Origin of the sequence: Streptomyces sp. NBC_01384 (assembly GCF_045040035.1) — a bacterium.
Taxonomy (GTDB): domain Bacteria; phylum Actinomycetota; class Actinomycetes; order Streptomycetales; family Streptomycetaceae; genus Streptomyces.
On record NZ_CP109559.1, the window covers coordinates 8,039,030 to 8,055,943 of the forward strand.

Here is a 16,914-nt window from a genome sequence, read left to right on the forward strand (position 1 = left end):
GAAGATCGGGGGCTGCCGTGGCCGACCGTACTGTGCGGGTTCGCGTCATCGCCGAGATGCCCGGCTTCGGGACCGTCGTCCGAACCGGCACCGGCGAACTGATTGCCCTAGGGGAGGCCTCCCTCGTTGCTGGTCGTGGTATTCGCGCCCTTGGTGCGGACGGGGCGGCAGCCCGCGCCGGCCTTACGGCGATGGGCGCCGGGGCGCGTGGCGGTGCGGCAGGTGTCCGGGAAGGCGAGGCCGCAGCGCTGGCCGCAAGCCGTGGCGCGCGGGCCATCCGGGACGAGACGGCCCTGACCACACCCGCATTCGGCCGGCTCGGTTCGGCGGCCCGCGCCGGGATGGGCTCGGTGCGGTCGGGTATCGAGTCGGTCCTCGGCCCGGTGTCGCACCTCGGGACGCTCCTTGCCGGGGGCGCGATTCTGGTTGGTCTGCACGACATCGTGCACATGGGCAACGAGTACACCGACTCGATGAACAAGTTCCTCGAGGTCACCAGGGCCTCGGGGGCGCAGATGTCGGCGGCCGGCCGTGAAGCGCAGGCCCTCGGCGCGGACATGAAGCTGCCGTCCGCGAACGCCGCCGAGGCCGCGGACGCGATGGTGGAGCTGGCCAAGGCCGGCCTGTCGGCGCAGGACGCCATCAAGGCGGCGAGGGGCACGATCCAGCTGTCTGCTGCCGCCCGCACGGACGTGTCCACTGCCGCCCGCATCGAGGGCGACATCATGGACCAGTTCGCCCTCAAGTCCTCCGAAGCCGCCAGGGTGGCGGACACGCTCGCCAACACCGCCAACAGCGCGTCCGGCGAGCTCATGGACATCTACTACGCCATGAAATACGTGGGCCCGATTGCCCACAGCGCTGGCGTGTCCCTGCAGGACACCGCGACCGCGGTGGGCCTGCTCGGCAAGTCCGGAATCATCGGCGAGACCGCGGGTACCGCCCTGCGCTCCGCACTGGTCAACATGTCGAAGCCGACGAAGCAGGCCAAGGAAGGCCTGGCCCAGCTCGGCATCCAGGCCTACGACAGCAACGGCAAGTTCAAGGGCCTGCAGTACGTCATCACCCAGCTAGGCCTCGCCAGCGAGCACATGTCGACGCAAAGTTTCATGGCTGCCACCGCGATGGCGTTCGGCAAGCCCGCCATGGCCGGGATGATCGCTCTTGCCCACCAGGGCGGCGACGCCTTCAACCAGTTCAGCACCCAGGTGGGCCGTGTAGGCGGCGCGGCTGCTCTGGCGGCCGCGGAGTCGAAGGGCCTGGGCGGCGCCATGCGCGGCCTCGGCAAGCAGATCCAGTCCGCGTTCCTGCAGATCTACCTGGGCATCGCTCCCGGCCTGGAGAAGATCACACGGTCGATGACCAGCACGGTCAGCTCGGCCATCCCATACATCAAGTCCGGCATCCGCATCGCCGGAGACCTGTGGGACATTTACGGGCCCTCTGTCGAAGCGAAGTTGCACGCCGCGGCGGGCGGTATCGGCCGTGCCGCGTCGAGTCTCGCCGCTCCGCTGAAGGCAGCAATCACGTCGGCGGCCGTCGCCTCTGTTCCGCTGGCCATCACGTCCGTGCACTCCCTCGGCCAGGCATTCGGCAACGCCGGGGCCGCAGCCCAGCCCCTACTGGGCGGCTTGCACGACATGTTCTCGTCCGTCTCTTCGGGGGCGGGCGCCCTCGGCGTGCTCACGGGCCGCCTGCAGGTCGGCGTGGGGCTCATCGGCAGCATGACCGGTGTCCTGCGGCCCCTCGGCGAGCTCGTCGGCGGCGTCGCCCACGCGTTCGCCGGACTCCCCGGGCCGATCCAGCTGTCGGTGCTCGCCATGCTGGCGATGCGCCCGTTCCGGGGTCAGATCCAGGGCATGCAGAGCGCCGTCGCAGGCTACGGCCGGTCGGCGGTCGCCTCCTTCAACGGCGTGCGCGGTGCCATGCAGACCCAGACGATCCTCGGCCGGCAGGCCGGGGTATCGCTGGGACGCTGGGGCGCGGGGCTCGCAGCCCTGGAAGCCCGCTCCCCGACGATCGCCGCGATGGGCAACTCTTTCCGCACCGCCTCCACCGGCATCCAAGAGGCGGGGGGACGGCTGGTCGGCTTCCGATCGGCGGCTGGCGGAGCGATGGCCGCGATCGGCACGGGAGCCGGGCGCGGCCTCATGGGGGCGGCCCGCGGCTTGTACGGGTTCCTCGGTGGACCGTGGGGTATCGCGATCGGCGCCGCCATGATCGGCCTCGACCTGCTCGCAAGGAAGCAGCAGGAAGCCGCCGCAGCGGCTGCGGCGCATCAGCAGCGGATTTCCAGTCTCACCCAGGCGCTACAGCAGTCCGCCGGCGTGGCGGACGGCAGTGTTCGTGCTGCCGCCGTGCAGACCCTGGCCGACGCGAAGCTGAAGGACGGAAAGACGCAACTGCTGGACGTCATGCAGGCCGCCCACATCGGAACCACTCAGCTCACGGACGCCTACCTCGGACAGGGCACGAGCCTCGACGCCCTGCGCAAGCGGCTCTCCGCCGCAGCCGAGGAAAACTCGAAAATGGTGCTTGCCGGGCGGTCTGCGGAGAAGGTCTACACGCCGCAGGGGCTTGCCTACAAGAAGGCCGCGAACGCGCTCGGGTCGCTCTCTGGCGAGTTCGACACGGCGAGGAAGCGGCAGAAGGATCTGGCCGACGCCGTCAAGGGCTCCGGTGCTGCCGCGCTGGATGCGACAAATCCGACGGGCCGCCTGCAGGACGCCATCAAGACGCTCGGGGACTCCGCATCGGATGCGGACACGAAGGCCCGCGCCCTGCACACTGCCCTCGATCTGCTGTCGGGCGGCGAGCTGGACGTGCAGGCGGCCATGGCGCAAATGAACCAGGCGGTCCTCGACCTCACCTCCTCATGGAAGGACGGCGTCGACCACACCAAGGGCTACGGCAAGGCGCTCCTGCAGGTCGACGGGTCGCTGAACACCACCTCGGAGAACGGTCAGAGCCTGTGGACCAAGCTGCAGGCACTCAACGAGCAGACCGCGAGCGCCGCGCAGGCCACGTATGACTTCGCGCGCGCCAACGGGACTGCTGTGGTGCCGGCGCTGCAGCAGTCCGAGGCGCGCATGCAGACGGCATGGGCGGCCGCGGTCAAGGCCGGGCAGTCCTTCGGGCTCACCGCGGACCAGGCCAAGGTGCTCGCCAACCAGATGGGTTTCATCCCGAGCAGTCTGGCCATCACCATGTCCACGCCTGGGCTCAGCGACACCGAGAAGCAATTGTTGTACGTGCAGGGCCTGGCGGGGCACATGCCGAAGGGCTCCACGATCAAGGTGTCCGCGCTGACCGCTGAGGCGGCCAAGGACATCGAATCCGTCGGCTTCAAGGTGAAGACGCTGCCGGGCGGGCGGCAGATGGAGATCACCGCTCCCACGGACAAGGCTGCGGCTGCGCTGAATGCGCTGATCGCGATGAAGCTGCCAGGCAAGAGCGTCGCAGTCACCGCACTGACCGGGAAGGCGCTGTCGGACCTGGAGAACGTGCAGCGGAAGGTGGCCGCGACCCACGGCAAGAGCGTCACCGTAAGCGCCCTGACGAAGGACGCCGAGGGTGCGCTCACTTCGCTCGGGTTTCACATCTCCCGCACGCACGGCAAGCAGGTCACGATCACCCTGCCGACAGGTGGCCCGATCTCGGCCGCGCAGGCCATCCAGGGCTACATCAACTCGGTCCAGGGTAAGACCGTCCACGTCACCGTCATGACGGACTACTTCACCGCGAAGTCGCCCTCCGAGCTGGCGGCGGCGCACGGCCGCGCGACCGGCGGTCTCATCCGCCGCTACGCGGACGGCGGGGCAGCGGTGCAGTACATCCCCTTCGGGGGCCCGGTCGCCGGTCCCGGCACGGGGACCTCCGACAGCATCCCGGCGCTGATCTCCAACGGCGAGTACGTCATTAAGGAAGCCGCGGTCCGAAAGTACGGCGTGGCCATGTTCGACCGGCTCAACGCCATGCGGTACGCGGGCGGCGGCCTGGCCGGCTGGACGTATACGCCGACTGGCCAAGCAGTCCTCGGCGGGCCGTCCGACCCGAAGAGCCGCTACGACACGGCGGTACAAAACCTGAAGGACGCGTGGGACAAGCTCAACACCGCGCTGAAGGACCAGAAGAAGGCTGCCGACAGCCTTCGGTCTGCTGAGCAGAACCTGTCCAAGGTCCGGCACGAGCACCACACGGCAGCCCAGTTGCGGGCCGCGGAGGACCGGGTCAACAAGGCGAAGTCGGCGAAGAAGTCCGCGGATGCGACCGTCGGCACGGACCGCAAGGCCGTTTACAGCGCCGATGCGGCCCTCGGGGTGAAGAGGGGCGCCAAAGTCCCGACCGGATTCGACCTCAAGGCCTACGAGACCCAGCTCAACAAGTCAGTGGCGGCGACCGACAAGTGGCGCGGCAGCCTCGCAAAGATCAGCAAGCGGGGCGGTGCCGAAGTCGAAGCGCTCCTCGAGGGGATGGGTCAGGACGGCTACGCCCTCGTCAACTCGCTGGCGGGCGCCTCGGACAAGCAGTTCAAGTCGATCGTTGCCAAGCTCCAGAAGACGGGCGACGTTGCCAAGGCCACGCTGGCGGACTTCACCAAGCAGCTCGGCTCGGCAACCAAGGAGAACCAGCAGTTCGCCGACGATCTCCAGACCCTCGCCGCGCAGGGCTTCGGCGACCTGGCGCAGGCGCTCGCCGCGCAGGGCGACGCCAACGCCCAGGCGGTTGCCCATCAGGCCGTCGGCAGCAAGACGCAGGCAGCAAAGGCGAATCAGGCGGTGGGCAAGGCGCAGGGCACCCTCACCGGAACTGACCTCGCCAACAGCCTGACCCTGCTGACAACGCTGCGCGGCGGCACAGGCCGCGGATACGCAGACCTGATTGCCGCGGGCCTGACCCCCGACGTCATCAAGGCCATCGTGCCGCAGATGACCGCCCAGATCGGGGCGCTGCCCGCGGCGAACAAGGATGTCTTCGTTCGGCAGTGGGTTGCGCAGGGCGGCAAGCCGATGGCGCTCGGCGACATCCTCAACCGCCCGACCGCGGTACTCGCCGGGGAGGCGGGCGTACCCGAGGCGTTCATCCCGCTCACCCAAACCGCCCGCAGCCGGGCCCTTCTGGCTGCCAGCGCTGCAGCCCTCGGCTACCACTTGGTCCCGGCCAGCAGGTACGCCAGTAGCGGCTACGGCGGCCAGTGGGGCGGACAGCACGGCGACCGCAACACGTACATCACCCTCAATGGCGCCAAGCAGACCTCGGCCGAGCAGGCCGCCGACATCGCACGCCACATGAATTTCGTCGGCTGACAGGGAGGGGGCGCGGTGCCGTTCACTGCAGGTGCAGATCTCGGCGGACTCCGGGCCGACCTCGGCGCCATCCCGCTAGGCGGGGTGGACAGCGTCGGGGTCGCCTGGGCCCTGCAATCCTTTGACGGCTGGGACAGCGCCGAGGTCCGATCCGAATACACCGAACGGGAAGCAGATCATGGGGCATGGGCCAGCCCGGTCTATCTCGGCTCGAGACCCATCACTCTGGCCGGCACGGTCACGGCACCGGACCGGCCATCCCTTGAGGACGCCCTGGAACGGCTGCGGACTGCGGCGTCCCTGAGCGACACCACGCTGGTGGTGTACGAGCTGACGTCGCCGAAGCAGGCGACGGTGCGCCGATCCGGGAAGTGCTTGTTCGCCTATGTCACGGACCGGATCGCCACCTACAGCGTGCTGATGACCGCCGCAGATCCGCGCCGCTACAGCACCACCCTGCAGTCCGGGACGACGGGCCTGCCGTCCGTCACCGGGGGTCTGACACTACCTGCCACGATGCCGATGACGCTTTCGGCGACGACCGTCTCCGGCGTCCTCAACGCGGTGAACACCGGCACGTTCGAGACCAGACCGGTCCTCACGATCTCCGGACCTGTCGCGACACCAACCGTCTCCACCCTCTACCCGGACGGAACGGTCCGCCAGCTCCTGTACTCCCAGAATCTCCAGACCGGGGACGTGCTGACCATCGACACCGACGCGCACACCGTGATGCTCAACGGCAGCGTCAGCCGCCGCCGTTTCATGACCGTGCTGTCCGGTTGGCCCACCATTCCAGCCGGCGGCAGCGTCATCTACCAGTTCAAGAGTTCCGCCAATAACGCGACCGCGAGGCTGACCGCCACATGGCGCTCGGCCTGGATATGAGAGAGGGGGCCCCGTGGCCGACACCCCGATGTTCCAAGACACCATCAGCTACACCGGGCAGAACTTCCGCGACGCCCTCAGGTCGATCGTCATGGCCAGCGGCACCGTTTTCGGTTCGCGCTCCGGCATCCGGCCGGGCGATCCGGGACTGAACACCACACTGGCTGGCTCGACGATCAGCGTCTCGGCCGGCACGGCGGTGATCGCCTCCCACGGCGTGTACGTCGGCGTCCTCACGTCCGCCTGGTCTGGGACACTGACCGCGGCGCACGCCACCCTCACGCGCATCGACCTGGTGTACCTGCGGATCTGGGACACCGACTTCGACAGTACGGGTCTGCGCAAGACGGATGTCGTCTACTTGGCAGGCACTCCCTCGTCCACGCCGGTTGCGCCGACGCCGGGCGGCACGGAGATCTATCTGCCGCTGGCCACGATCACCGTGCCGCCGACGGGAGGCGGATCGCCGTCGGTGTCGACCGCGGTACTCCCGTACACGGTGGCTCCGGGCGGCATCCTGCCCGCGTCCACGGCCCCATCGACCCCCTACACCGGCCAGTATTACGACAACGGCAGCGACCTGCTCCGCTGGAACGGCTCCGCCTGGGACACCTACTTCAAAATCCCGGGCGCCTGGATCCCGTACACGCCGGTCTGGACCGCGCCGACCACGAACCCCAGCCTCGGCAACGGCACGCTGATCGGCCGCTACCAGAAGGTCGGCCGGGACGTGCACTTCCACATCAACCTCACCTGCGGCAGCACGACGACCTACGGCAGCGGCGGCTACGGCTTCACGCTGCCCCCCTTCACAGCCGCCAACCTCGGCGCCAGCATGATCGGAGTCGCCCAACTGCTCGGCACGAACCGTTGGGCCGGCCAGATCGTGATCTCGCCATCCGCTACCGGGACGTCGACCTTTTTCCCCGCCTCACAGACCGACTGTCGGCTGGCCTTCCACTCCGCGACCGTGCCGGAGACCATGGCGAGCGGCGCCCAGGTCCGCATCACCGGCTCCTACGAGTCGGTCTCATGACGGAGATCGCCTACCAACTCGCCTGGTATGGCTGCGACCTGGTCTCCGGCGGCATCGTCGAAGACCTGCGATCCCTCAAACCGACCGGGGCGCTTACGCGGAAGTTGGGCGACTCGACCACGCTGCAGTTCGAGCTCAACCTGCCCGGCGCCCCGAGCGGCTGGACCGAAGCGACCACACCGGGCCAGTCCGTGCTCGTGGCCGTCGACACGGCCACCGACACGCCACTCTGGGCGGGCGCAATACTGACCCGCGACGGCGGCAGCCCGCAGACCCTATCCCTGGGGGCCATCACCCTCGAGGCCTACCTGGACGGCCGCTTCCCCGGCACCCAGACTCTCATCGGCACCGACCAGGCTGCCGTCATCTCCGCGCTCGTCACCCCCGCCCTCACGAACGGGCCGCCGATCGTCATCGACGCGCCGAACACGGGCGTCACCATGACCTACCTGACGGAGGACGGCGACGACAAAAGCATCCTGTCCTGCCTCAAAGAGATCATGAGCCTGGACGGCGGTCCCGAATGGACGATCGACGTCGCCTGGAACGCCACCCACAGCGGCTTCCAATTTCCTCTGCGCGTCCGCCCGGCTGTCGGCACCCAAAGCGCAACGCCGGAAGCCACCTTCGATTTTCCCGGCTGCGTCTCCTCGTACAAGCTCGTCGAGTCCTACGAGCAGGGTAAAGGTGCCACAGTCGTCCTCGCCCGCGGCGAGGGCGAAGGATCTTCCCGGCTCACCTCCAGCCCCCACGAGGCGACCGCACTCATCACCGCGGGCTGGCCACGCTGGGAATACCGCTACACCCCGGCAACGGGCGTGACGGACCCGGACCAGCTCAACGCACACGCCACCCAGTCTTTGGCCCTCATGCAGCAGGGCGCCCAAGTGTGGTCCATCGAAGCCGTCGCCTCCCGTGCCCCGCGCCTGGCACGCGACTGGGCGCTCGGCGACACCGTCCGCATGGCCGTCGAACGCTCACCACGTCACCCGCAAGGCGCCAACGTGGTGGCCCGCTGCTGGTCGTGGGAGCTCGACCCGGGCGCCGACCGCGTCCGCCCCATCCTCGTCCAGGAGGGCTGATGCCCCGCCAACTCGACCAACTCCCCGCCGACACCACCAGCATGGCCCGCCGCCTCGCCACTCTCGAACGCGACGTGAAGGAGATGCGGGCCGCACGCCGCATGACGGCCGCCTCTGTTGGCACTCTCCGTGTGTACGCAGACGACGGCACGACCCTGCTGGCAGAGCTGGGCCCGGACGCCGGCAACGGCGGAGGCGGCCTGTGGACGCGCGGCTTGCAAGACCCGATCAACATGAGCGGGTACCTGAGTAGCGGGCAGCTACAGTTCCGGCCCGTCGAAGACGGACAGGTCGCCGTCCCGGCAGCCATCACCTATGACAGCGATGCCTTTCAGTACACCGACCTCATCCTGACCTCGGGGAACGTCGCCCCGACCGCTCACCGGGCCGTGGTCACGCTGGAGTCCACGTTCGAGGGCGGCAGCCCCTACGTGTACGTCCAGGCCGAGAACGGCAATCAGTGCAACCTCGACGTGCTCGGGGTCTTCACCGCCAGCAACATTGCCTACGGCACGGTCAACATCACCCCGGTCGCGAACACGCCGACCTCCCTGGGGATCAGCGGCCTGAACCTGAAGGGCAGCACCTTCACCGCTTTCGTGACAGCGCAGACGTCCGCGCCCGGAACCCAGGTCACCGGCATCGGCGTCAACAACGTCTCCGCAACAGGCCTGACGGTGTGGCTGACCCGCGCCAACACGACAAGCACCGGAATCAGCTGGATGGTGGTCGCCGTATGAGCACGCCCCCCGTTTTCGCACCCGCCCTGTACTACGCCGTCACCGCGCGAGACAACAACGAGGCCTGCCGCAACTACGAGCAGACCTTCGACATCCCGGAGTTCTACTCCAACGACGGCGTGCACTGCTACGTCCAGTGCGGCATCTGCCGCCAGAACATGGAGATCCTCACCGCGGCCCTCCTCGACCCGCAGCCCGAAGTTTCCTGACCGACCGCGTTCTACCTCTCGCCCCTTGGCCGCCGGCCCGGGGGCTTTCATATGCCCCACCGCGTCCTCCCGGAGCCCCCGTTGACCGCGATCGTCACCCGTCACATCGAAGAACACCCCAGTGATACCGGCGGCAGGCTCGGCCGGCACGTCGAGCACGACGAGCGTTCCCGCGCCTACGCCCTGTCCGCGGACCTGCTGCCTGGCACATACCAGACCGTCACCCACACCATCAACGCACCCGTGCTGAACCAGGGCGACGTCAGCGCCTGCACGGGCTTCGGAACCGAAGCGTGCGTCTCCGGTGACCCGTTCTACGCGGCCATCCCCACCACGGTGAAGGCCCGGCCGACCGGCGACGTCGACACCGACAACCAGCAGGCCCTCGCCCTCTACTCGACCGCGACGAGCCTGGACAACTTCCGGGGCACCTACCCGCCCGACGACACCGGTTCGACCGGGCTCGCGGCGGCGAAGGCCGCACAGAAGGCCGGGCTGATCTCCGGCTGCCAGCACGCCCTGTCACTGGACGCCGCACTCAAGGCGCTCGGCCTCGTGCCCGTCATCACCGGCGTCAACTGGTACGAAGGTTTCGACAACCCCGACGCCAAAGGCAAGGTCACCATCTCCGGCAGCGTCCGCGGCGGCCACGAGTTCTGCGTCTACGGCATCGACGCCGTCAACAAGCTCGTCTGGGCCCGCAACTCGTGGGGCACCAACTGGGGCCTGAACGGCACCTTCTGCTTCTCCTTCGACGACTGGGGCCGCCTCCTCTCCGAGCAGGGCGACGTGACCGTGTTCGTCCCCCTGAGCTCGCCGGCCCCGACCCCGACGCCCACTCCGACGCCTGCCTCGGTCGACGCCGCCATGGCCAAGGCCGCCCACGCGTGGCTCACCGCGAAGGGCCTGTGACCATGGCCCTCACCGACCTGTCGGCTCTCGATCGGCACAAGACCGGCGGGTACGCGCCTGGTTACCCGGCGATCCTCCGCACCCTGTACTCCCCGGTGGACGACGTCCACGGGGCGCTCCTCGGCCTCATCCGGTCTGCCACGTCGTCCCTGGTGGTTGCGCTCTACGGTTTCGACGACGAGGAGTTCGCGGACGCCCTGCACGAAAAGCTCGCCGACGAGCGGGTGTTCGTGCAGCTCACCCTCGACTCATCGCAGGCGGCCGGGGTCCATGAGCGGAAGATCCTGGCGCGCGAGCAGTATCCGGCGGCGTCGATCGCCGTGGGCCGCTCGGAACACAACGCGATCATGCACATGAAGCTGCTGATCGTCGACGGCATCGACGTGGTAACCGGCTCGACGAACTGGTCCACCAGCGGCGAGACGCTTCAGGACAACCAGACCACCGTCGTCAGGGACCCGCTGGTCGCCGCAGAGGCGCGCGCCCGGGTCGACGCGGTCCACCACCACATGCTGCAGGCCGCGGCCAGGAAGGCGGCTGCGGCATGACCGCATGGCGGTGGTACTGGCTGTTGTGGCTGATGGTCGGCTTCGTCGTACCGGAGACGATCGCCCTCATCCAGAACCCGAAGAACACGCTGTCCTACGCCGTGTGGAGCTGGTTCGGCGTGAAGGAGGGTGTTCCGCTCTCGCACTGGACGTTCCTCCACGTGCTTCTGCTGCTGTTCATGATCTGGCTGTTCGGTCACTTCGCCTTCGGAATCTGGCGCTGAGGAGGGCGTGATGCTCAAGGGAATCGACGTCTCGTCGTACCAGTCGACTTCGTACTCGACCACGGGCCTGTCGTTCGTCGGCATCAAGATCACCGAAGGCTTGTCCTACGTGAACCCGAAGTGGACGGGGCAGCGGGCTACCGCGCGCGCCGCCGGGCTGGTGACGATCTTCTACCACTACCCGCACCCAGCGAACTCGGCGACCGCGGAAGCCGACCACTTCCTCTCCCAGATCAACCTCACCGCAGGCGACGTGCTCTGCCTCGACTGGGAGTGGTACGGGCAGACCGTCACCAGCCAGCAGGCCCGCGACTACAAGGACGCGTGGCTCGCCCGCGTCAAGGCGAAGGCCCCCGGCCACAAGGTCGGCATCTACTCGGACACCAGCAGCTGGAAGAACGTCGACACCAACTCCAACGCCGGCGACTTCCTCTGGATCGCCGACTACACCACCGCCGGCCAGCCCCGCATCCAACACGCGTGGACGTTCCACCAGTACAGCGATCAGCCGACGGACCTGGACGTCGCCAACTTCGCCACGGTGGCCGACCTGAAGACGTGGGCCGGGTCCTCAACTCCCGCGCCTAAGCCGACTCCCACACCGGTGCCGCCCGCAGTGCCGCAGTGGCAGAAGCTCCTCGACCACGTCATGTCGATCCCCGAGCAGGTCTACGAGACGTGGACCAGTCCGGCAGGCTGGAACAACGTCACGACGTTCGGCGCGGAGTACGGCGAGCAGGGCGTGCCCTGGTGCGTCATCTGGGACTGGGACATGTACCACGACGTCGGCCTCGACGGGATCGTGCCGAAGACCGACAACGTCACCGCGTTCACACAGTGGGCCCAGACCCGCGGCCAGTGGTCGCTGTACCCGTCCGTCGGCGCGTGGATCAACTTCGACAACGGCGGCCACACGGAGATCGTCACCGGATTCGACGCAACCCGCGTGTTCACCAAGGGCGGCAACAGCATCCAGGCCGGCGCCCAGGACGGCGGTCAGGGCAACGGCGTCTGGTCGCATGAAGAGCTGCGCCGGGCTACCCGCGTCACCGGCTACTTCGCCCCGAAGTTCCCGGACGGCCACTGCCCGCCGACCGCTGACCCCCACGACCCGCGCGGCGGAGCCGCCCAAGCCTCATACATCCCGGAGGACCCAATGCCCACTGCACAGGAGATCGCGCAGGCCGTCTGGGAGTACGTCGTCGACGACGCCACCCAGTCGGGGAACAACCCGATCCCCGTCAAAACTCAACTGTGGGACGCCACGCTGGCCGCCGCCCACGGCAACGACGCCGCGCAGAAGCTGACCGCGCAGGTCGGCGCCCTCTCCGGCGCCATCACCGCGCTGACGAAGGCGGGCGGCATCACCGCCGAGCAGGTCCAGGCCGCCGCCGCGGCCGGGGCGAAAGCAGCACTCGACGAGCTGGCGGCAGCCCTCGGAAAGGCAGGCGCGTGATGGCCACCATCGAGAAGAAGGTTCAGGCGTCCACCGCCGCGGGCCTCGCCATCGGCGTCCTGGTGACGGTTCTCAACGCCATCGTCGGCAACAGCCAGCTCATGGGCTCACTGCCCGCCTGGCTGCAGTCGCTTATCACCCTCGTCGGGCCGCCGCTCGCGACGTTCCTCGCCGGCTGGTTCGCCCCGCACACGCCGCGGGTGACGGCGGCGCCGGAACCGCCATCGGGCCCGGGTGTTGCCCCCGCGGCGTAGGCGGGACGTATCGGTCGCTGAAAAGCACGAGATAGAGGACGGCGCGGTGGCCGATGACGTATTGCCGGGCGAGGTCTACAGACGGCTCGTCGACCATGAGGCGCGAACCGATCGGGTCCACGCGTCCCTAGACAGCCGCATCACCGACGTCGCCAAGGACATGGTCCCCCTCGCGCTGTACAACCAGGGCGAGCGGGACCGCGACCGCGAAGTACAGGGCCTGTCGGAGCGGCTGGACAAACTCGAGGAGCGCCCCGGCATGACGCTCGGCCGCTGGCTGGGGATCCTCACCGTGGCCGCAGCGTTCCTGGCGCTGGCAGTCCAGGCATACGGCACGCTCAAGGGAGCGAAATGACGGAGCCCAGACGGCTGCCGCGCACATCGACACTCGCCAACGCGGCCCTGTGGGTCGTGCTGGCCGTACTCCTGCTGACCGCCGGGTTCGTGGCGTTCACCCTGAACTCGATGGAGTCGTCGAACCGGCATCTGAACGATTCGAACCGCCAGCTGGCGCAGGGGCAGCAGGCCCAGGCCACGGTCATAGCGAAGCTGGCTAGCGGCCTCGACACCACCCGCAAGCAGCTCAAGCAGCATCACGTGACGCCAGAAGCGCCCGCGGCGAGCAGCATCGTGAAGGGCGTTCAAGGCGTACCCGGCGCTCCGGGGCCGGCTGGAGCGACGGGCGCAGCGGGTACGGCTGGCAGTCCCGGACCGTCAGGCGCACCCGGCCAGAGCGGCAGAAACGGTTCGCCCGGCACCGCGGGTTCACCGGGCCCCGCCGGACCCTCCGGCGCACCAGGCGCCAGCGCTACAGGCGCGGCAGGCGCGGCGGGCCCACCCGGACCAGCCGGACCCCAGGGACCAAAGGGCGACACCGGCGCGCAGGGACCAAAGGGCGACACGGGCGCGCAGGGGCCGAAGGGCGACACCGGTGACACCGGCCCGACCGGGCCGGCGCCGTCGGGCTGGTCCTTCACCTACCCGCCTGGCGCCCTCGGCGTCACCTACAACTGCGCGCCGGACGGCGACGGTTCGACGCACTACACGTGCACGCCCGCGTCCGGCTCGGCGCCACTGACATCCAACAGCCCCGCCAAGGGCGCGCTCTCCGTAGGCGGGCTGCTCGCCATGGCCGCATACCGGCGCCTCGACCCCACCGGACGCCGCGCCGACTGAGACCACACGGCGACGCCCCCGCTCCTTCCGCCAACCGGCGGGGGAGTGGGGGCGCTTCGTCGTGTCCCGGGCGGCGACGGCCCTACTGGTCGTTGACGATGGCGGCGATGGCGGCGAGCTTCTCGGCGTCACCCTTGGTGTTGAGCCGCCGGAGGGCGTTCTCGGCTCGCGCGAAGTTGTCGCCTCGAACGGCCTCGACTACGTCGGCGGCTGGAGTACCGAGCTTGTAGAGGACGACCTCGTTCTCCTGGTACGGCGGGAGCTCGACGGGGAGGTGTCCGAGGCCGGCGCCCGCAAGGCGTCGGCTGATGTCGTTGCGGACGTTGATGCCGAGGCGGCCAGCGTCGATGAGCCCCTTGAGCTGCCCCATGTGAATGCGGAGTACATCGCCGCAGTTCTCAACGGCCTTGCGAAGCTCGTCCCACGACCCCGCGTGGAAGTCGCTCGGGTCCGGTACAACCACAATGCTCACGTGCCCCCCATTTTTAAGATCAAGGAAAAATGCCGATCTAAGGTTAATTTGAGGCCCATCCCGACGTCTAGTCCCGGGGGGTGTCGACACTGGCCCGCATGAGGGGGAATGGGCCGCGCTAGCGCATAACGTTCCCTTATGCGCTAGAATTTGAGGCCTCATCAGAGACTCAAAGGAGGCTTGGGGGCGTGAGCGACAGCACCGCACTCGGCGACAGGATGAAGGCATACGAGGCAGCTCATCGGACGGTGCTCCCGCGCCGCACGTACACGCTTCTGCGGCTCGACGGACGGGCCTTCCACAACTACCTACGCGGCTGCGAGCGGCCGTTCGACGACACGTTCATGGCCGACATGGATGCAGTCGCCGAGGCCTTGTGCACGGAGATCTCCGGGGCTGCGTTCGCTTACACGCAGTCCGACGAGATCAGCATCCTCGTCACCGACTTCGCTGCGCTCGGCACCCAGCCATGGTTCGGAGGGGTTGTTGCCAAGGTGCTGTCCGTCTCGGCGTCTCTGGCCACGGCCGTCCTGAACGAGCGGCGCCCTGGCAAACGGGCGCTGTTCGACGCCCGCGTCTTCACGCTTGCCGATCCGGTGGAGGTAGCGAACTACTTCCTGTGGCGGCAGAGGGACGCCGTCCGCAATTCGATCTCCATGGCCGCGCAGTCACGCTTCTCCCATAAGCGCCTACATGGGGTGTCGTCCGGCGGCATGCAAGAACTCCTATGGTCGGAGGCAGGGATCAACTGGAGCAACTACCCGGATGCCTGCAAGCGCGGGCGCACCACGGTTCGACAGGTTGGCGAGCGCCTGGTCGAGTACGTAGACAAGCGCACCCAGGAGACTGTGCGAACCACTGCCGTCCGGTCCTGGTGGGAGACCGCCGCTGCGCCGCACTTCAACACTGAGCCAGGCGGCTGGCTGGCTGGGGCCATTCCCCACCTTCCGTCGCTGCGGGGAGTGTCGGCCGCGTGACCCCCAACCTTCCCCAGCAGACCGCCGGGCAGTCGATCGCGCTGCCCGGCTCGGACCTGTTCGAGGAAGTCCGCCGCAAGCTCATCGACGACCTCGGCATGGTGCAGGTCGACCGACGCGGCCAGGAACGCATCTACCGGCCGCGCGCCGAACTCCTCGCCGAAGCCGTCACCCCCGAGACCTTCGTCATGGTCATGGACTGGCTGTCCTCCACCCGACGCGGCAGCCTCCAGACCAAACGCAACTACGTCGACGACATCCGCCGCGTCTGGGGCAGCTACGCGCAGGAGCTCGGCCACGACCGCTTCGCCCTCGGCTGCTTCACCGCCGACCACATCCGCGCCTGGCGGTTGCGTATGGAGGGCAGGGGCTACCCGCCGACGACGATCTCTCGCTACCTCAACGCGCTCTCCTCGCTCCACACCTACGCCGCCGAGAAGATCGAACTCCCCAAGAACCCCGTCACCCAAGACGACCGGCCCAAGGTCGACAAGGGCAACACCTCCCGAAGCACCCCCGTGCTGGAGGTCGAGGAGATCCAAGCCGTCGCGGCGGCAGCGGAGAACGAGTTCGACGTCCTCGTCGTCCTGCTCCTCTACACCCTCGCTGGGCGCGTCACCGAAATGTGCGCCGCCGACGTCACCAAGCGCATCGAACGCGGGCGCCGCAGCTTCCTCGACGTCACCCGCAAGGAAAGCAAGGAGCGCATCCTCCCGTTGCCCGTCACCGTCGCCGAGTTGTTGGACGCCCACACCGCAGGGCGGACCGAAGGGCCCCTGCTCCTCGACGCCGACGGTCGGCGGCTCGACAGGCACGACGTCGCGCGGCTCCTCACCCGGCTCGGCCGCAAGGCCCGCGTCCTCACCTGCGGCAAAGTCGACGGTCCCGAGAAGCACACCTTCACCAAGTGCAAGATCTGCCGGAAGCTCACCCCGCACGTACTTCGGGCCAGTCGCATCACCCACATGCTCGACGTCGGCGAACCCCTCGCCGAAGTACAGGCGTTCGCCGACCACGACAACCCCGCCACCACCGTCGGCTACTGGAACCGGCGCAAGAAGGGGGAGCGGAACGCCGCCCACGTCGACGCTGCCGAAGCGCTCTTCGCTGGGATCACCGACCGATTCCGCCTGGAGGAGAAGTGACCGTTCACGAGGATGCCGCCGAGACGGCTGTCGTCCCGTTCGAGGTGCCGCCGCCGCCCCTGTGGCGGACGTTCGAAGACTTCCTGGACGGCGTCCCGATGCGGGATATCCGCTACTGGTGCGGCAGGAAGGCGGTACGCGCCAACCGCGACCGGCTGATGAGCGGACGGCCCAAGGAACGGATCACGACCGACGACGTCGTGTCGGTGCTGACCGATGCTCGGGGGCGCTCCTCGCACTGCGGATCCCTCGCGGTTGCAGGCGCCCCTATGCACCAGGAGACCCGTAAGCCGCTGGCGTGGGCGCACATCGGACGCAGGATCGGCAGCCTCGACCACTTCGTGGCCCGCATCGACGGCGGTCCGAATACCATCGACAACCTGCGCTGGTCCTGCCACTGGTGCAACACCTGGCCTAGCGAGCGGATCCCCGGCGCGAAGGACCACGGGGCGATCCAGCCGGACGGCGCCTAACCTCCCCAACAACTTG

At 68.4% G+C, this 16,914-nt stretch carries 17 protein-coding genes; 16 read left to right on the forward strand and 1 reads right to left on the reverse strand.

Annotation, left to right across the window (positions count from 1 at the left end; all coding sequences use genetic code 11):
• The first annotated feature begins 17 nt into the window (after positions 1–17).
• From OG747_RS36775 to OG747_RS36835, 13 genes are all read left to right on the forward strand, one after another.
• Positions 18–5,306, forward strand: coding sequence for a phage tail tape measure protein (locus OG747_RS36775; RefSeq protein WP_405883677.1), 5,289 nt, complete (start codon positions 18–20; stop codon positions 5,304–5,306).
• A gap of 15 nt (positions 5,307–5,321) precedes the next feature.
• The gene (locus OG747_RS36780; protein ID WP_405883678.1) at positions 5,322–6,194 is read left to right on the forward strand and encodes a phage distal tail protein; all 873 of its coding nucleotides are present in this window, start codon (positions 5,322–5,324) and stop codon (positions 6,192–6,194) included.
• 13 nt (positions 6,195–6,207) lie between these two features.
• A complete protein-coding gene (locus OG747_RS36785; RefSeq protein ID WP_405883679.1) occupies positions 6,208–7,230 on the forward strand; it encodes a hypothetical protein in 1,023 nt (340 codons plus the stop codon).
• The gene (locus OG747_RS36790; RefSeq protein WP_405883680.1) at positions 7,227–8,312 is read left to right on the forward strand and encodes a hypothetical protein; all 1,086 of its coding nucleotides are present in this window, start codon (positions 7,227–7,229) and stop codon (positions 8,310–8,312) included. Before OG747_RS36785 ends, OG747_RS36790 begins: the two co-directional genes overlap by 4 nt.
• Positions 8,312–9,052 (forward strand): hypothetical protein, encoded by a 741-nt coding sequence (locus OG747_RS36795; RefSeq protein WP_405883681.1) that lies wholly within the window; start codon positions 8,312–8,314, stop codon positions 9,050–9,052. Before OG747_RS36790 ends, OG747_RS36795 begins: the two co-directional genes overlap by 1 nt.
• Complete coding sequence (locus OG747_RS36800; protein WP_405883682.1) at positions 9,049–9,261, forward strand: hypothetical protein; 213 nt, start codon at positions 9,049–9,051, stop codon at positions 9,259–9,261. The genes OG747_RS36795 and OG747_RS36800 overlap by 4 nt, the downstream gene beginning before the upstream one ends.
• A gap of 81 nt (positions 9,262–9,342) precedes the next feature.
• Positions 9,343–10,173: a hypothetical protein gene (locus tag OG747_RS36805; RefSeq protein ID WP_405883683.1), complete on the forward strand. Its 831-nt coding sequence runs from the start codon at positions 9,343–9,345 to the stop codon at positions 10,171–10,173.
• Between the two features lie 2 nt (positions 10,174–10,175).
• Positions 10,176–10,721, forward strand: a complete 546-nt coding sequence (locus OG747_RS36810; RefSeq protein WP_405883684.1) for a phospholipase D-like domain-containing protein — start codon at positions 10,176–10,178, stop codon at positions 10,719–10,721.
• Positions 10,718–10,945, forward strand: coding sequence for a hypothetical protein (locus OG747_RS36815; protein ID WP_405883685.1), 228 nt, complete (start codon positions 10,718–10,720; stop codon positions 10,943–10,945). Before OG747_RS36810 ends, OG747_RS36815 begins: the two co-directional genes overlap by 4 nt.
• A gap of 10 nt (positions 10,946–10,955) precedes the next feature.
• A complete protein-coding gene (locus tag OG747_RS36820) occupies positions 10,956–12,401 on the forward strand; it encodes a glycoside hydrolase family 25 protein (protein ID WP_405883686.1) in 1,446 nt (481 codons plus the stop codon).
• Positions 12,401–12,655, forward strand: coding sequence for a holin (locus OG747_RS36825; RefSeq protein WP_405883687.1), 255 nt, complete (start codon positions 12,401–12,403; stop codon positions 12,653–12,655). Before OG747_RS36820 ends, OG747_RS36825 begins: the two co-directional genes overlap by 1 nt.
• Before the next feature lie 46 nt (positions 12,656–12,701).
• A complete protein-coding gene (locus OG747_RS36830) occupies positions 12,702–13,010 on the forward strand; it encodes a hypothetical protein (RefSeq protein ID WP_405883688.1) in 309 nt (102 codons plus the stop codon).
• Positions 13,007–13,831, forward strand: a complete 825-nt coding sequence (locus OG747_RS36835) for a hypothetical protein (protein WP_405883689.1) — start codon at positions 13,007–13,009, stop codon at positions 13,829–13,831. The genes OG747_RS36830 and OG747_RS36835 overlap by 4 nt, the downstream gene beginning before the upstream one ends.
• Positions 13,832–13,913: 82 nt before the next feature.
• Here the strand turns inward: OG747_RS36835 and OG747_RS36840 are convergent, their stop codons facing one another.
• Positions 13,914–14,303 (reverse strand): hypothetical protein, encoded by a 390-nt coding sequence (locus OG747_RS36840; RefSeq protein WP_405883690.1) that lies wholly within the window; start codon positions 14,301–14,303, stop codon positions 13,914–13,916.
• Between the two features lie 188 nt (positions 14,304–14,491).
• Between OG747_RS36840 and OG747_RS36845 the strand changes: the two genes are divergently transcribed.
• From OG747_RS36845 to OG747_RS36855, 3 genes are read left to right on the forward strand one after another with little or no spacing between them, the layout of a single operon-like run.
• The gene (locus OG747_RS36845; protein ID WP_405883691.1) at positions 14,492–15,280 is read left to right on the forward strand and encodes a tRNA(His) guanylyltransferase Thg1 family protein; all 789 of its coding nucleotides are present in this window, start codon (positions 14,492–14,494) and stop codon (positions 15,278–15,280) included.
• Positions 15,277–16,425, forward strand: a complete 1,149-nt coding sequence (locus OG747_RS36850; protein WP_405883693.1) for a tyrosine-type recombinase/integrase — start codon at positions 15,277–15,279, stop codon at positions 16,423–16,425. Before OG747_RS36845 ends, OG747_RS36850 begins: the two co-directional genes overlap by 4 nt.
• Positions 16,422–16,898 carry an HNH endonuclease gene (locus OG747_RS36855; RefSeq protein ID WP_405883694.1) on the forward strand — a complete coding sequence of 159 codons (477 nt, stop codon included), beginning with the start codon at positions 16,422–16,424 and terminating at the stop codon, positions 16,896–16,898. The genes OG747_RS36850 and OG747_RS36855 overlap by 4 nt, the downstream gene beginning before the upstream one ends.
• Positions 16,899–16,914: the final 16 nt, after the last annotated feature.

What these genes read in the sequence shown, in the direction of transcription:
- OG747_RS36790 (WP_405883680.1), top strand. Translation starts at nt 7,227, where the DNA reads ATGACGGAGATCGCCTACCAACTCGCCTGGTATGGCTGCGACCTGGTC.
- OG747_RS36795 (WP_405883681.1), top strand. Translation starts at nt 8,312, where the DNA reads ATGCCCCGCCAACTCGACCAACTCCCCGCCGACACCACCAGCATGGCC.
- OG747_RS36800 (WP_405883682.1), top strand. Translation starts at nt 9,049, where the DNA reads ATGAGCACGCCCCCCGTTTTCGCACCCGCCCTGTACTACGCCGTCACC.
- OG747_RS36810 (WP_405883684.1), top strand. Translation starts at nt 10,176, where the DNA reads ATGGCCCTCACCGACCTGTCGGCTCTCGATCGGCACAAGACCGGCGGG.
- OG747_RS36815 (WP_405883685.1), top strand. Translation starts at nt 10,718, where the DNA reads ATGACCGCATGGCGGTGGTACTGGCTGTTGTGGCTGATGGTCGGCTTC.
- OG747_RS36820 (WP_405883686.1), top strand. Translation starts at nt 10,956, where the DNA reads ATGCTCAAGGGAATCGACGTCTCGTCGTACCAGTCGACTTCGTACTCG.
- OG747_RS36825 (WP_405883687.1), top strand. Translation starts at nt 12,401, where the DNA reads ATGGCCACCATCGAGAAGAAGGTTCAGGCGTCCACCGCCGCGGGCCTC.
- OG747_RS36835 (WP_405883689.1), top strand. Translation starts at nt 13,007, where the DNA reads ATGACGGAGCCCAGACGGCTGCCGCGCACATCGACACTCGCCAACGCG.